This is a genomic window from Cupriavidus taiwanensis LMG 19424 (assembly GCF_000069785.1).
Lineage (GTDB): Bacteria > Pseudomonadota > Gammaproteobacteria > Burkholderiales > Burkholderiaceae > Cupriavidus > Cupriavidus taiwanensis.
On sequence record NC_010528.1, the window covers coordinates 1,207,363 to 1,221,919 of the forward strand.

At 68.5% G+C, this 14,557-nt stretch carries 14 protein-coding genes; 9 read left to right on the forward strand and 5 right to left on the reverse strand.

All coding sequences use genetic code 11. The annotated features are described in order from the left end of the window. The first annotated feature begins 113 nt into the window (after window positions 1-113). Entirely contained in the window at window positions 114-1,013 is a 900-nt protein-coding gene (locus RALTA_RS05615; RefSeq protein WP_012352467.1) for an alpha/beta fold hydrolase, read from the forward strand. 20 nt (window positions 1,014-1,033) lie between these two features. Here RALTA_RS05615 and RALTA_RS05620 read toward each other — a convergent pair whose 3' ends face one another. Next, window positions 1,034-2,116, reverse strand: coding sequence for an NAD(P)/FAD-dependent oxidoreductase (locus RALTA_RS05620; RefSeq protein WP_012352468.1), 1,083 nt, complete (start codon window positions 2,114-2,116; stop codon window positions 1,034-1,036). Between the two features lie 168 nt (window positions 2,117-2,284). Between RALTA_RS05620 and RALTA_RS05625 the strand changes: the two genes are divergently transcribed. From RALTA_RS05625 to RALTA_RS05655, 7 genes are all read left to right on the forward strand, one after another. Continuing rightward, on the forward strand, window positions 2,285-3,130 hold the full coding sequence (locus RALTA_RS05625; protein ID WP_012352469.1) for a 3',5'-nucleoside bisphosphate phosphatase: 846 nt from the start codon (window positions 2,285-2,287) through the stop codon (window positions 3,128-3,130). 68 nt (window positions 3,131-3,198) lie between these two features. Continuing rightward, window positions 3,199-3,822, forward strand: a complete 624-nt coding sequence (locus RALTA_RS05630) for an L-threonylcarbamoyladenylate synthase (RefSeq protein WP_012352470.1) — start codon at window positions 3,199-3,201, stop codon at window positions 3,820-3,822. Window positions 3,823-3,898: 76 nt separating this feature from the next. After that, complete coding sequence (locus tag RALTA_RS05635) at window positions 3,899-4,564, forward strand: site-2 protease family protein (RefSeq protein ID WP_012352471.1); 666 nt, start codon at window positions 3,899-3,901, stop codon at window positions 4,562-4,564. A gap of 10 nt (window positions 4,565-4,574) precedes the next feature. After that, window positions 4,575-5,162: a class I SAM-dependent methyltransferase gene (locus tag RALTA_RS05640; RefSeq protein WP_012352472.1), complete on the forward strand. Its 588-nt coding sequence runs from the start codon at window positions 4,575-4,577 to the stop codon at window positions 5,160-5,162. Between the two features lie 137 nt (window positions 5,163-5,299). Then, window positions 5,300-6,184, forward strand: coding sequence for a 4-hydroxy-tetrahydrodipicolinate synthase (dapA, locus tag RALTA_RS05645; protein WP_025582250.1), 885 nt, complete (start codon window positions 5,300-5,302; stop codon window positions 6,182-6,184). Between the two features lie 49 nt (window positions 6,185-6,233). Then, on the forward strand, window positions 6,234-7,472 hold the full coding sequence (gene bamC / locus RALTA_RS05650) for an outer membrane protein assembly factor BamC (RefSeq protein WP_012352474.1): 1,239 nt from the start codon (window positions 6,234-6,236) through the stop codon (window positions 7,470-7,472). A 67-nt stretch (window positions 7,473-7,539) separates the two neighbouring features. Beyond that, window positions 7,540-8,328 carry an MBL fold metallo-hydrolase gene (locus RALTA_RS05655; protein ID WP_012352475.1) on the forward strand — a complete coding sequence of 263 codons (789 nt, stop codon included), beginning with the start codon at window positions 7,540-7,542 and terminating at the stop codon, window positions 8,326-8,328. An 85-nt stretch (window positions 8,329-8,413) separates the two neighbouring features. On the opposite strand, the gene RALTA_RS30765 is transcribed toward RALTA_RS05655, so the two are convergent. Then, a complete protein-coding gene (locus tag RALTA_RS30765) occupies window positions 8,414-8,656 on the reverse strand; it encodes a hypothetical protein (protein WP_012352476.1) in 243 nt (80 codons plus the stop codon). Between the two features lie 198 nt (window positions 8,657-8,854). Next, window positions 8,855-10,060 (reverse strand): cupin domain-containing protein, encoded by a 1,206-nt coding sequence (locus RALTA_RS05660; RefSeq protein ID WP_012352477.1) that lies wholly within the window; start codon window positions 10,058-10,060, stop codon window positions 8,855-8,857. A gap of 11 nt (window positions 10,061-10,071) precedes the next feature. Between RALTA_RS05660 and RALTA_RS05665 the strand changes: the two genes are divergently transcribed. Continuing rightward, on the forward strand, window positions 10,072-10,599 hold the full coding sequence (locus RALTA_RS05665) for an FKBP-type peptidyl-prolyl cis-trans isomerase (RefSeq protein WP_025582242.1): 528 nt from the start codon (window positions 10,072-10,074) through the stop codon (window positions 10,597-10,599). Window positions 10,600-10,663: 64 nt separating this feature from the next. Here the strand turns inward: RALTA_RS05665 and RALTA_RS05670 are convergent, their stop codons facing one another. Beyond that, window positions 10,664-11,704: a hypothetical protein gene (locus RALTA_RS05670; protein ID WP_012352479.1), complete on the reverse strand. Its 1,041-nt coding sequence runs from the start codon at window positions 11,702-11,704 to the stop codon at window positions 10,664-10,666. Continuing rightward, on the reverse strand, window positions 11,701-14,400 hold the full coding sequence (gene mutS, locus RALTA_RS05675) for a DNA mismatch repair protein MutS (protein ID WP_240991081.1): 2,700 nt from the start codon (window positions 14,398-14,400) through the stop codon (window positions 11,701-11,703). Before mutS ends, RALTA_RS05670 begins: the two co-directional genes overlap by 4 nt. Window positions 14,401-14,557 lie beyond the last annotated feature (157 nt).

Sequence of the window (14,557 nt, forward strand, 5' to 3'; positions counted from 1 at the left end):
GCACGGGTGGCCGCTACCGCTATAATGCGCGCAAGCGAACGATCGTTCTATTTTGTCGAGGCTTCCCCGCCGACCCCCGCGGCGGGCAAGCTCCCGACGCAAGGGTGGAGACAATGACAATCAAGGAAACCTCGCGGTCTGAATTTATCACGGTGCGCGGGCTGCGCTACCACGTGCGCCACTGGGGCACGCCCGGCGCGCGCAAGCTGTTCATGCTGCACGGGTGGATGGACGTGGCCGCGTCGTTCCAGTTCCTGGTCGACCACCTGCGCGGCGACTGGCATGTGATCGTGCCCGACTGGCGCGGGTTTGGCGAGACCGACTGGCCGACGCGCTACCCGGGCACGCAGTCCTACTGGTTCGCCGACTACATCGCCGACCTGGAGGCCTTGCTCGACCACTACCAGCCCGACGGCCAGGTCGACCTGGTCGGCCACAGCATGGGCGCCAACGTGATCTGCCTGTATGCCGGCATCCGCCCGCAGCGCGTGCGCCGCGTGGTGGACCTGGAGGGCTTCGGCATGACCGCGACGCGGCCGGAGCATGCGCCGCGGCGCTACGCGCGCTGGCTCGACGAAGTGCGCGCCGGGGCGGAGCTGAAGACCTATGACAGCCTCGACGGCGTGGCCGCGCGCCTGCAGAAGACCAACCCGCGCCTGCCGGACGACCGCGCTGCGTTCCTGGCCGCGCACTGGTCGCGCCGCAACGCCGAGGGCCGCTGGGAGATCCTGGGCGATCCCGCGCACAAGCTGGTCAACCCGATGCTGTACCGGCTCGATGAAGTGATGGCGGTCTGGCAGCAGGTCACCGCGCCAGTGCTGCACGTGGAGGCGCGCGATTCCGAGACGCTGCGCCATATTGCCCACAAGCAGTCCATCGACGAGTTCAAGCAGCGCTTCCAGGCCTTCCGCGACTTCCGCGAGGCGGTGGTGGAGGAGGCGGGCCACATGCTGCACCACGACCAGCCCGCCGCCGTGGCGGAGCTGGTGGAATCGTTCTGCGCCGGCACGTGATACCGGCGTCGGTCCTGGCCTCAGGCGTGGGTAAGCTTTTCCTTCAGCGCGGCATTGTTGCTGGTGTGCACGTGCACCAGCGCCTTTTCCGGGAACGCGTAGTGGTAGGCCTTGCGCAGTGCGAGTGCCGCCTCGTGGAACCCTGACAGGATCAGCTTCTGCTTGTTGGGGTAGAAGGCGATATCGCCGGCGGCGAAGATGCCGCGGCGCGAGCTTTCATAGGTGGTGGTGTCGACCAGGATGCGGCCGGCGCGCATATCCAGGTCCCACTGCGCGATCGGGCCCGGCTCGGACACCAGGCCGTACAGCGCCACCAGTTCCTCGGCGGGCAACACGGTGCTGCCGTCGCGCGTGCGCACTTCGACTTCGCTGAGCCCGCCGTCCGCACCTTCGGTGCGCAGTGCGCCCAGCATGCCGACCACGAAGTCCATCTCGCCCTCGGCCACCGCGCGGCGCATCTCGGCGACGGTGCCGTCGGCAGCGCGAAAGCCCTCGCGCCGGTGCAGCAGCGTCACGCGCGCGGCGACCTTGCGCAGCGCCAGTGCCCAGTCCAGCGCCGAGTCACCGCCGCCCGCGACGATCACGCGCTTGCCGGCGAAGTGCGAGACATCGCGCACCGCGTAGTGCACGTGGCGGCCTTCCAGCGCCGCCGCCTCGGGCAGCGACACGCGCTGCGGCGCGAACGCGCCCGCGCCGGCGCAGATCAGCACCGCGGCGACATCGAAGCGCTTGCCGCCGTCGGTCGTCACCAGCAGGCGTTCGTGCCCGGCATGGCCTGCCGATGCCGCCGGCGCCGGGATCTCCGCGACGCTTTCGGCGCGCTGGCCGAAGTGCATCGGGAAGTCGAACGGGGCGCATTGCTCCAGCAGCCGGTCCACCAGGTCCTGCGCGAGGCATCCCGGCACGGCGGGAATGTCGTAGATCGGCTTTTCCGGATACAGCTCGGTGCACTGGCCGCCGGCGCGGTCGAGCACATCGATCAGTTCACATTTCAGGCCGAGCACGCCGGCCTGGAATGCGGCGAACAGGCCGACCGGGCCGGCGCCCACGATCAGGACATCGGTGGTGGTGACGGGGGCGGTGGCAGGGGTAGCGGTAGGCATGGGGCAGGGCAGGCACGCCAGGTGCCCGCGAATCGACGGTGCAAAGTCCGACTATACCCCGCAGCCAGCGGCTTGCCGCCGACGCCAGCGTTGCCGGCATGGCTTTGCGCGGCCGGCCAGCGGTGGCGGCGCCACGCATGCCAGGGGCGACGGGAGTAGAATGCCACCATGCAAAATGCCCACGCCATCAATGCCGACCTGCATTGCCATTCCACCGTTTCCGACGGCACGCTCGCGCCGCGCGCCGTGGCGCGGATCGCCCGCGACGCAGGGGTCGCGTTCTGGGCGCTGACCGACCACGACGAGCTGGGCGGGCAGGCCGAGGCGCGCGCCGCCGCCGAGGAATTCGGCATGCGCTATGTGCCGGGCGTCGAGATCTCGGTGACCTGGGCCGGGCAGACCGTGCATATCGTCGGCCTGCAGATCGACCCCTTCTGTCCGGAACTGATCGATGGCCTGACTGAAACCCGCTCGGGCCGCGCGCGGCGCGCGCGCGATATCGCCGACGCGCTGGCCAGGGTGGGCATCGACGGTGCCTATGAAGGGGCCCTGCAGTACGTGGGCAACCCCGACCTGATCTCGCGCACGCACTTTGCGCGCTGGCTGGTCGACCAGGGCCGCTGCGCCAGCATCGGCGATGTCTTCAGCGAATACCTGTCCGAGGGCCGTCCCGGCTATGTCGGCCATCGCTGGGCCAGCCTGGCCGAAGCGGTGGGCTGGATCCGCGCCGCCGGCGGCATCGCGGTGATGGCGCACCCGGGCCGCTACCACTACACCGACACCCAGCACGACGCGCTGTTCGACGAATTCACGGCGCTGGGCGGCGGCGCGGTCGAGGTGGTGACCGGCAGCCATACGCCCGACCAGTACCGCCGCTACGCCGAGGTCGCGCGGCACTACGGCCTGCTGGCTTCGCGCGGCTCGGACTTCCACGGGCCCGGCGAGGGCCGGGTGGAACTGGGCACGCTGCCGCCGCTGCCGCCCACGGTCACGCCGGTCTGGCATGACTGGTAGGCACGTCCTGCCTGGCCGGGGCCAGCCCCGGATGCCTTTCCGTTCCATCCGAATCCGCTCCCTGGCCCATGTCACAGTACTTCGAGATCCATCCGCTCAACCCGCAGTCGCGCCTGCTCAAGCAGGCGGCCCAGATCCTGCAGAAGGGCGGGCTGGTCGCGCTGCCGACTGACTCCAGCTATGCCCTGGCCTGCCGGCTCGACGACAAGGCCGCGGTCGAGCGCCTGCGCCGGCTGCGCGGCATCGACGACCGCCATCACCTGACGCTGATGTGCCGCGACCTGTCCGAACTCGGCAACTTTGCCCGCGTCGACAACCGGCAGTACCGCTGGCTCAAGGGCGCCACGCCGGGCCCGTACGTGTTCATCCTGGAAGCGACCAAGGAAGTGCCGCGGCGGCTGTCGCACCCGGCGCGCAAGACCATCGGCGTGCGCGTGCCCGAGCATGCCATCCCGCTGGCGCTTTTGGGCGAGACCGGCGAGCCGCTGATCTCGGCGACGCTGCAGTTGCCGGGCGACGAGGCGCCGCTCAACGATCCGGCGCAGATCCGGGCGCGGCTGGAAAAGCAGCTCGATCTCGTCGTCGACGGCGGGCCGGCGCCGGCGCAGCCGACCACGGTGATCGACCTGACCGGCGGCGAGCCCGAACTGGTCCGCGCCGGCCGCGGCGACATCGCCCGCTTCGGCCTCTGACACGCGGCGCCGCCGCGCCTTCGGCCGGGTGCATCAGCGTGCGCCCGGACGCCGGCGGGCCGCTACAATAGCGCTCATGGATTCCTCCCTTATCCAGACCTTCGCGGTCTATGCCCTGCCGGTGCTCTTCGCCATCACGCTGCACGAGGCCTCGCACGGCTACGTGGCCAAGCTGTTCGGAGACAGCACGGCCTATGCGCTCGGGCGCGTCAGCCTGAACCCGATCCGCCATATCGACCCGATCGGCACCATTGCCGTGCCGCTGCTGCTGTACATCATGACCAGCGGCCAGTTCGTGTTCGGCTACGCCAAGCCGGTGCCGGTGGTGTTCGAGCGCCTGCGCAACCCGCGCTGGCATGGCATGTGGGTGGCGCTGGCCGGTCCTGCCAGCAACGTGGTGCAGGCCTTCGTGTGGGTGCTGCTGGCGATCGGCCTGACCTGGGGCGGCGTGCGCGAGCCGTTCTTCGGCGAGATGGCGCTGGCCGGCGTGCGCGTCAACCTGGTGGTGGCGGCCTTCAACCTGTTCCCGGTGCCGCCGCTGGACGGCGGCCGCGTGCTGACCGCGCTGCTGCCGCAGGGCATCGCGCGTGCGGTGTCGCGCATCGAGCCGTACGGCATTTTCGTGGTGCTGGCGCTGGTGGCCGCGGGCGTGATCACCACGATCTGGATGACGCCGGTGGTCAATGTGCTGATGTCGCTGATCGAGCTGCTGCTGCGCCCGATCGTGCTGTTGCTCAATTGAGGGGGCTGCCATGACGCTGTCGCATGCCGGCATTGCCGCTCCCTCTGCCTGGGTCACGCGCTGGGCCCATCTGCTGCGCCCGGGTGCACGGGTGCTGGACCTGGCCTGCGGCGGCGGCCGCCATGCCGCGTGGCTGGCGGCGCGCGGCCACCAGGTGCTGGCGGTCGACCGCGATGCCGACGCCATCGCCGGCCTGCCCGCCGGCCTGACCGGCGTGACCGGGCGCGTGGCCGACCTGGAGCAGGGCGGCTGGCCGCTGTCCGAAGAGGCGCCGTTCGACGCCATCGTCGTTACCAACTACCTGCACCGGCCGCTGTGGCCCCACCTGGCGGCCGCGCTGGCGCCGGGCGGGTACTGGATCTACGAAACCTTCGCCGCCGGCAACGAGACCGTGGGCAAGCCGTCGCGGCCGGATTTCCTGCTGCGCCCGGGCGAGCTGCTCGACGTCGCGCGCGCCCATGGGCTGCGCGTGGTGGCCTTCGAGGACGGCGTGGTGGAAGTGCCGAAAACAGCCTTCGTGCAGCGCCTATGTGCGGTGCGCGAGGCGACCGGAGCTGCCGGTGCGGCCGCGCCGCCACGCTACCGGCTCGATCCCTGAGCGGCGCGCCGCGCTGTCGGCGCAAATCGCGCCGCACGCGTTGAAACAGTTGGTATCAACCCCTGTCCGGGCGGCGGTCGAAGCGGCCTGCGGTTCCGGTACAATCCCGTTATTCGCATCCCGAATTCCCTAACGTTATGACACAGATTACCGGCAGCATCGTTGCCATCGTCACCCCGATGCATGAGGACGGCAGCCTGGACTTTCCGGCCCTGCGCGCACTGGTCGACTGGCACGTTGCCGAAGGCACAGACGCCATCGTGATCGTGGGTACCACCGGCGAGTCCCCGACGGTGACCGTCGAGGAGCACTGCGAGCTGATCCGCGTTGCGGTGGAACAGGCCGGCAAGCGCATCCCGATCATCGCGGGGACCGGCGGCAATTCCACCAAGGAAGCCATCGAGCTGACCGCCTTCGCCAAGAAGGTGGGAGCCGATGCCTCGCTGCAAGTCGTGCCGTACTACAACAAGCCAACCCAGGAAGGCATGTACCGGCATTTCCGCACCATCGCCGAGGCGGTGGACCTGCCGGTGCTGCTGTACAACGTCCCCGGCCGCACGGTCGCGGACATGAACAACGAGACCATCCTGCGCCTGGCGCAGGTGCCGGGCATCGTCGGTGTCAAGGAAGCGACCGGCAACATCGACCGTGCCGCGCAGCTGATCAAGGGCGCGCCGGAAGGCTTCGCCATCTACAGCGGCGACGATCCCACGGCGGTGGCGCTCATCCTGCTCGGCGGCCACGGCAATATCTCGGTGACCGCGAACGTGGCGCCGCGCAAGATGCATGAGATGTGCGCGGCGGCACTGAAGGGCGACGTCGTGACCGCGCGCCGCCTGCATATGGAACTGATCGGGCTGAACCAGGCCATGTTCATCGAAGCCAATCCGATCCCGGTCAAGTGGGCGCTCCAGCAGATGGGCAAGATGGAAGGCGGTATCCGCCTGCCGCTGACCCCGCTGTCCGAGGGCAACCACGACTACGTACGCAAGGCACTGGCCGCCGCCGGCCTGCTGGCCTGATTCTTCGCGGCGTCCTGCTGTCCGCCTTATCTACTAGGATTGCGTGTCAATGAAACTGAAGCTTAACCGCCGCGGCGCGACGCAAGTCCGCCGCGCCGCCCTGGTTGTGCCCGTGCTTGCCGCCGGTGTGCTGACCGGCTGCAGCAGCCTGAACGAGGCCATGCAGCCCGACAAGATCGACTACAAGTCGTCAGCCTCGAAGCGCACGCCCACGCTCGACGTGCCGCCGGACCTGACCAAGCTGGAAGGCGACCGTCGCTACTCGGTGCCCGATGCCAACGGCACCTCGACGCTGTCGACCTACAGCCAGGCCACCAAGGTGCGCGAGCAATCGCCGACCGAGAACGTGCTGCCGTCGGCGCAGGGCATCCGCATGGAGCGCGACGGCAACCAGCGCTGGCTGGTGATCAGCAACGGCATGCGCGGCGACCAGCTGTGGCAGCAACTGCGCGGCTTCTGGCAGGAAAGCGGTTTCCTGCTGGTGCAGGACTCGCCCGAGACCGGCATCATGGAAACCGACTGGGCCGAGAACCGCGCCAAGATCCCGCAGGACATCATCCGCAATACCATCGGCAAGGTGTTCGACGGCCTGTACTCGACCTCCGAGCGCGACAAGTTCCGCACCCGCGTCGAGCGCGCGCAGAACGGTACGCTGGAAGTCTTCATCAGCCACCGCGGCGCGCAGGAACAGCTGACCGGCATCGACAAGTCGAGCACGGTGTGGACCCCGCGCCCGGCCGATCCTGAACTGGAAGCCGAATTCCTGTCGCGCCTGGCGCAGCGCCTCGGCGTGCAGAAGGAGCAGGCCGACCGCATGGCCAAGAACCCGACGCCGGCGGGCGATACCGCTGCGGCGGCGGGCGCTGCCGCCGGCACCACGGCTGCCGCGGGCGCCACTGCCGGCGCTGACGGTGCCGCGCCGAACAAGTCGTACCTGGCCCAGGTCAACGGCGCCCCGGCGCTGCAGCTGCCCGAGCCGTTCGACCGCGCCTGGCGATCGGTGGGCCTGTCGCTGGACCGCGTCAACTTTACCGTCGAAGACCGCGATCGCGCGCAAGGGCTGTACTACGTGCGCTATGTCGACCCGCGCAACACGGTCGACAACCGCGGCTTCTTCTCCAAGCTGTTCACCAAGCCTGACGACCCCAAGACCGCGAAGAAATACCGCGTCTCGCTCAAGGGCACGGGCAGCGGCACGCTGGTGACGGTGCTCAACGACGCCGGCCAGCCGGAGAACGGCGAAGTCGGCAAGCGCATCCTGTCGCTGCTCGACGAGCAACTGCACTGAGCCGGCGCATGCGTGCTGGCTTGCCAGCCGGCCGTTCTGGCCGGTACCTGGCGGGGAAGGCGTGGCCATGATGCGCTTCGCCTTCCTCGGCAGCGGCAGCGAGGGCAACTCGCTGCTGATCGAATCCCGCGAAGACACCACCACCACCCGCGTGCTGCTGGACTGCGGCTTCGGCATCCGCGAGACCGCCCGGCGCCTGGAGCGCCTGGGCGTCACGCCGGACCAGCTCGACGCGGTGCTGGTCACGCACGAGCATGGCGATCATGTCGGATCGGCCTATGCCTTTGCCGCGCGCCATCGCCTGACGGTCTATACCAGCCACGGCACCTGGCTGGCCACCTCGCACCTGCGCGGCGCCGACGTGGCCGACGTGCGGGTCTGCTGTGCCGACCATGGTTTCGCCATCGGCGGCCTGCAGGTGCTGCCTTACACCGTGCCACACGACGCGCGCGAGCCGGTGCAGTTCGTGCTGTCGGACGGGCAGGCCCGGCTGGGCGTGCTGACCGATGCGGGGATGGAGACACCTTACGTGACCGCGCGCCTGGCGGGCGTCGATGCGCTGGTGCTCGAATGCAACCATGACCGCGAGATGCTGCGCAATTCAGTCTATCCGGCCTCGCTCAAGCGGCGCATCGGCGGCGACTTTGGCCACCTGGCCAATGAAGTCGCGGCCAGCATCCTGGCGCAGGTGGCTCATGACCGGCTGAACCGCGTGGTGGCCGCCCATCTGAGCAAGCAGAACAACACGCGTGAGCTGGCCACCGGTGCGCTGGCGGCGGCGCTGGGCGCAAGCCCGAGCGAAGTGCTGGTGGCGGATCAGGAAGAAGGCCTGGCGTGGCAGACGGTGCGGGCCTGAGGCCCGGCAGCAGGGATCGTGCGTGGGCGCGTCCCAAAAACAAAAACCGGCCCGAAGGCCGGTTTTTTTATCGGTGAAAAACCGATTACTGCTTGGCGGCCGGAGCCGAAGCGTCAGCAGCCGGAGCCGAGGCGTCAGCAGCCGGGGCCGAAGCGTCAGCAGCGGGAGCGGCCGGGGCTTCAGCAGCCGGAGCCGAAGCTTCAGCAGCCGGAGCGGTGGCAGCCGGAGCAGCCGTGTCAGCGGCCGGAGCGGCGGCTTCTTCCTTCTTGCCGCAAGCAGCGAGAGCAACAGCGGCCAGCAGCGATGCGATCAGGAGAGACTTCTTCATTGTTCGTCCTTTAACTTGTAATAACGAAAAACAGGCGATGAATAATTACCGGTAATTATCGCTCTTGAACTGCAAAATTAGGCCCTCCCGGGTGCCGACATATGCAGTGGTCCACAGTACTAGCCAGCCGACGATTATATCCGCGTTTTCCCGGCTTGTGTAGCGCCGAAATTTGCTGATTCGCAATGTTACGCATTATTACAGCCGCGGCCCCAATTGCAACCATCCCTCCAGGGTCCAGTGATGGAATGTTTCCATCAGATCGGGCAGATCGGCACAGGTCTCGACTTCCTGGGCACTGAGCTGCCGATTATCGGCCAACTTCTTCAGCCACGGCATCAATTCGGCCGGCGGCTCGTAGGCTTCTCCATTCAGGAAGAAATTGGCCCGGTCGTAAAGCGCAATCGAAGCCGGGGCCAGTACCACCCCATGCCGGGACGCCAGTGTCGCATAACGGCGCAACGGCATGTCAGCGATCTCTGCAAATTCAACGCCAGGCTTGGGCTCGGACAGATGCGTGCCCAGAAACTCCGACACCATCTGGCTGTTCCATTGCAGTGCCTTGAGCCGTTCCGCCACCGCCTTGGCCATGCCGGCCGGCAATTGCGCGGGACGCGTCGCGGCGCGCTCGCCGGCATCGGCATAACGGCCGCCGAGGTCTTCGTTGTCTTCCACCGTTTCCGACAACCACGCCAGGAAGTGCCCGGCCAATTCGCGATAAGCGGGCGCGCGGAAACCGATCGAGCAGGTCATGCATTCGCCTTCGGCAATACCATCGTGCGCATATTGCGGCGGCAGGTACAGCATGTCGCCCGGCTCCAGCACCCATTCCTGTTCCGCGCTGAAGTCGGCAAGAATCTTCAGCGGCATGTCGGGAATCAGCTCAAGGCTGGTCTGTGACGAAATGCGCCAGCGGCGCCGGCCCGAGACTTGCAGCAGGAACACGTCATAGGAGTCGAAGTGCGGCCCCACGCCGCCGCCGTCGGTGGCGTAGCTGATCATCACGTCGTCGAGGCGGGCGTCGGGCACGAAGCGGAAGCGGCCCATCAGTTCCGCCGCGGCGGCATCGTGCAGGTTGACGCCCTGTACCAGCAGGGTCCACTGGCGGGTCTTGACGCCGGGCAGGTTTTCGCGCGCAAATGGACCGTGCGCGAGCTTCCAGCGGTTGCGGAAGTGCGTCACCAGGCGCGATTCGACGTCGTCGCGATCGGCGAGATCGAAAAGCGCATCGCGCGACACCGGCGGCACAATTCCCGGCACCGCCTGTCGAATGAGCAAGGGCTTGCGATGCCAGACATCCCGCATGAATGCAGCAGGCGTCATGCCACCAAGCAGGTCGAGCGGAGTGTCTGGATCGACGGGGCCAGGGGGCAGGGCCTGCGCGTATAATGCGGAATCGTTCATGGAGTCAAGAATTGAAAATCGCTAAGAACACGGTGGTGTCCGTGATGTACAAGCTATCGGACGCGCAAGGCAATCTGATCGAGGAGTCAGATGAAGCCATGGTCTATTTGCACGGCGGGTATGATGGCACGTTCCCCAAGATCGAGGAAGCGCTCGACGGCCATGACACCGGCTTCGAGACCCAGCTGCAGCTGGAGCCGGAAGACGCGTTCGGCGACTACGATGCCGACCTGGTGAAGGTGGAGCCGCGCAACCGCTTCCCCGAGCCGCTCGAAGTCGGCATGCAGTTCGAGGGCATGCCCGAGGACGGCGACGAAGAAGACTCCGTCATCTACACCGTGACCGACGTGGCCGAGGACAAGGTCGTGCTCGACGGCAATCATCCGCTGGCCGGCATGGCGCTGCGCTTCTGGCTGAAGGTTTCGGAAGTGCGCGAAGCCACCGCCGAGGAAGTCGAGCATGGCCACGCCCACGGCGCCTCGGGCGTCGAGGTGGTGGACGAAGACGAGGACGACGATACCCCCCGCACGCTGCACTGAGCGCCCGCCTGCGTATCGCCCCTGAAGAAGCCGGCCGTTGCCGGCTTCTTTGCTTTGGCGCGCGTCACTGCGGTGCCGGGGCGTCCTTCAGTACGACCGCGAACGGCGATGCCACGGCGGGGGTGATCACCAGCTCGGCCCATTGCGAGACCGTGCTGCTCGGCAGCGATACGCGCGTGAAGTTCTGCATCACCTTGCCGGCCGCGTCGCGCAGCGGCTTGTCGATGCCGAAGCCGCTGTCGGGGCCGCCGCCGGCCGCATGCACCAGCAACACCTGGCCGTTGAAGCGCGCGCTCAGGTCGCGCAGCTGGCGCTTGAATTCCAGGTAGCCATCGCGCGTGCGATGGCGCATGAAGCCGTCCAGCAGCGTGGGCCGTCCCCGCTTTTCCCAGCCGTTGGCAAAATGCGGATCGGCGTGCGCCACCACGACGATGCCGTTGAGGTCGCGCTGGCGCGCCACCGAGAACGCCCGGGCCAGCCACTGCCGGTTGGCTTCGCGCCGGTCCTCGAATTCGCTGTTGCGGCCGCCTTCATCGCGGTAGTGGTTATTGTCGCCCGGCACGTTCAGGCCGACGATGAGCACATCGCCGACGCTGATGCGCATGTTCTCGCGGAAGCTGCGAAACAGCGCCTGGTCCGATTGCCGCACCAGCGGCCGCGATTGCCGGCCGAGCGTGGCGTCTTCCGGAAAGAACAGTTCGCGCAGGCGGTTCAGCCGCTCGACCGGGTCGAAGCTGCCGTTGACCGGCAGCCGGCATTCGGACCAGTCAGTTTCGCCCGGCACATAGATCAGCGGCAGCGGCGACTGGTTCAGCAACTGCTGGCGGCTGCCGAGCACGGCGTCGCTGCACGATTCCGTATCGCCCTTGATGCCGCCGGCATGGATGACCAGGTTCAGCTTGCGCTCGGCGAAGTGCTCGAGCAGCGTCGCCATATTGGCCTCCGCGGCGGGCCATTGCGGCAGGTCGGCGATCAGCGCGATGCGCACCACCTGGGGCTTGGCCGGCGGCCGCGCCGCCAGCGCGTGCGGCGCGGCCGTCGCCATGGCGATCAAGCACAGCCACGGCAGCAGCAGGGTCGGCAGGGCGCGTCGCAGCGCGTTCATGCCGTGTCGACCGCCTCGCCCGCGAGCGCCTTGAGCCGGTACAGCGCGTCCAGTGCCGCGCGCGGCGTCAGGGTGTCCGGGTCCAGGTCGGCCAGCGCATCGATCACGGCGGCCTGCTCCGGCGCCAGCACGGCGGCACCGTTGGCGGAAGCCGTGCCGGCATCGCCATCGTCCCAGGCCTCGTCGTCGTCCGGCGTCGGCGGCGCGGCGAACAGGTCGAGTTGCGGCGTGGGCGTGGCGTCGGCGGATTGCTGCTCCAGCCAGGCCAGGTGCTTGCGCGCGGCGCGGATCACCGGCTGCGGCACGCCGGCCAGTTGCGCCACCTGCAGGCCATAACTCTGGCTGGCCGGGCCGTCCTGCACCGCATGCAGGAACACGATGCCGTCGCCGTGCTCGACCGCCGACAGGTGCACGTTGGCCGCCTGCGGGAACTCCTGCGGCAGCTGGGTCAGCTCGAAGTAGTGCGTGGCGAACAGGGTATGGCTGCGGTTGTGCGACAGCAGGTGGCGCGCGATCGCCCACGCCAGCGCCAGGCCGTCGAAGGTCGAGGTGCCGCGGCCGATCTCGTCCATCAGCACCAGCGATGCCGGCGTGGCGTGGTGCAGGATGCCGGCGGCCTCGGTCATTTCGACCATGAAGGTCGAGCGCCCGCCGGCCAGGTCGTCGGCGGCGCCGATGCGGGTAAAGATGCGGTCGATCGGCCCGATCACCGCCCGCCGCGCCGGCACATAGGCGCCGACGCAGGCCAGCAGCACGATCAGCGCGGTCTGGCGCATGAAGGTCGATTTGCCGCCCATGTTCGGGCCGGTGATCAGCAACAGCTTGCGCGCCTCGTTGAGCTGGCAGTCGTTGGCGATAAACGCCACCGACTCCGCCGCGAGCTGGCCTTCGACCACCGGGTGCCGGCCCTGCACGATATCGACCACGTTCTCGGCGACGCGCTCCGGCGCCGACCAGTCCAGCGTCTGCGCGCGCTCGGCCAGTGCCGCCAGCACGTCCAGCCGCGCCAGCGCGGCGGCCACGCGCTGCAGCTCGCCGATATGCGGCAGCAGGGCTTGCAGCAGGCCCTCGTACAGCTGCTTCTCGCGCGCCAGTGCGCGGTCCTGCGCCGAAAGTGCCTTGTCTTCGAAGGCCTTCAGCTCGGGCGTGATGTAGCGCTCGGCGTTCTTCAGGGTCTGGCGGCGGCGGTAGTCGTCGGGCACCTTGTCGGCCTGGCCGTTGGTGACCTCGATATAGAAGCCGTGCACGCGGTTGAACTCGACGCGCAGGTTCGCAATGCCGGTGCGCGCGCGCTCGCGCGCTTCCAGGTCGATCAGGAACTGGCCGCAGTTTTCGGAGATATCGCGCAGCTCGTCGAGCTCGGCATCGAAGCCGCGCGCGATCACGCCGCCGTCGCGCACCACCGTGGCGGGTTCTTCGGCCACGGCGCGGACCAGCAGCTCCAGGCAAGCCTGCGGCACGGCCAGGTCCTGCACGGTTTGCGCCAGCAGCAGGCTGCCCTGGTCGTCGCGCAGGCAGGCCTGCACCTCCGGCAGCGCGCGCAGCGTGTCGCGCAGCGACGACAGGTCGCGCGGGCGCGCGTTGAGCAGCGCCAGGCGCGAGGTGATGCGCTCGACGTCGGCCAGCCGGCGCAGCGCCGCGCGCAGCGCGTCGCTGCCCTGGTCGATCAGCACGCCGATGGCCTGCTGCCGTGCCTGCGGGACGGCGGGGTCGCGCAGCGGGTGGTGCAGCCAGTGGCGCAGCGCGCGGCTGCCCATGGCGGTGCAGCAGGTGTCAAGCAGCGAGAACAGCGTCGGCGACTCGCCGCCTCGCAGCGTTTCGGTCAGCTCCAGGTTGCGCCGGGTGGCGGAATCCAGCCCGACGTACTCCGATTCGCGCTCGACCTTCACGCCCTGCACATGGCGTAGCGACTGGCCCTGGGTGGTGGCGGCGTAGTTCAGCAGCGCGCCGGCCGCGCCCAGCGCGGCCCCCAGCCCGGCACAGCCGAACGGGTCCAGGCTGGCCACGCCGAGCTGCTCGCGCAGCCGGCGCGTGCCGGCGTCCTGGTCGAAGTGCCATTCCGGCAGGCGCGTGCGTGCGCACGCCAGCGCGGGCAGTTCGATGCCATCGGCATAAAGCAGCTCGGCCGGGCGGATGCGCTCCAGTTCGCGGCCCAGCAGCGCCGCTTCGCATTCCATCAGGCGCAGTTCGCCGCTGGCCAGGTTCAGCCACGCCAGGCCGGTCTTGCTGACGCCGCGGCGCGTGGTCTGCTGGTGCACGGCCATCAGGAAGGTATCGGCCTTGTCCGGCAGCAGCGCGGCATCGGTCAGCGTGCCCGGGGTGACGATGCGCACCACCTTGCGCTCCACCGGCCCCTTGCTGGTGGCCGGGTCGCCGATCTGCTCGCAGATCGCAACCGATTCGCCCAGCTTCACCAGCCGCGCCAGGTACTGGTCCACCGAATGGAAGGGGATGCCGGCCATGCGGATCGGCACGCCGTTGGAAGCGCCGCGCGCGGTCAGCGTGATGTCGAGCAGGCGCGCCGCCTTCTCGGCATCGTCATGAAAAAGTTCGTAGAAGTCACCCATGCGGTAGAACAGCAGGGTGTCGGGATGGTCCGCCTTGATGCGCAAATATTGCGCCATCATGGGTGTGTGCTTGCCTGCGGACGAATCGGCCTGCGCCTGTTCGGTGTCGGTCTTTTTCTGCAATCCCATTGCCATTTAGCCTGTCTGGCGGTGGGCCTGCATCGTGCCGCCCGATCCGCGCGAGCGCACCCTGCGTGCCGTGGAAAAGCGCCTCCGCGGTGGCGGGCCGGGCGCTGGTCCGGCGGCCTGCGGCCGCGGCACTAAGGGGCGTTTTCGAATATGGGCG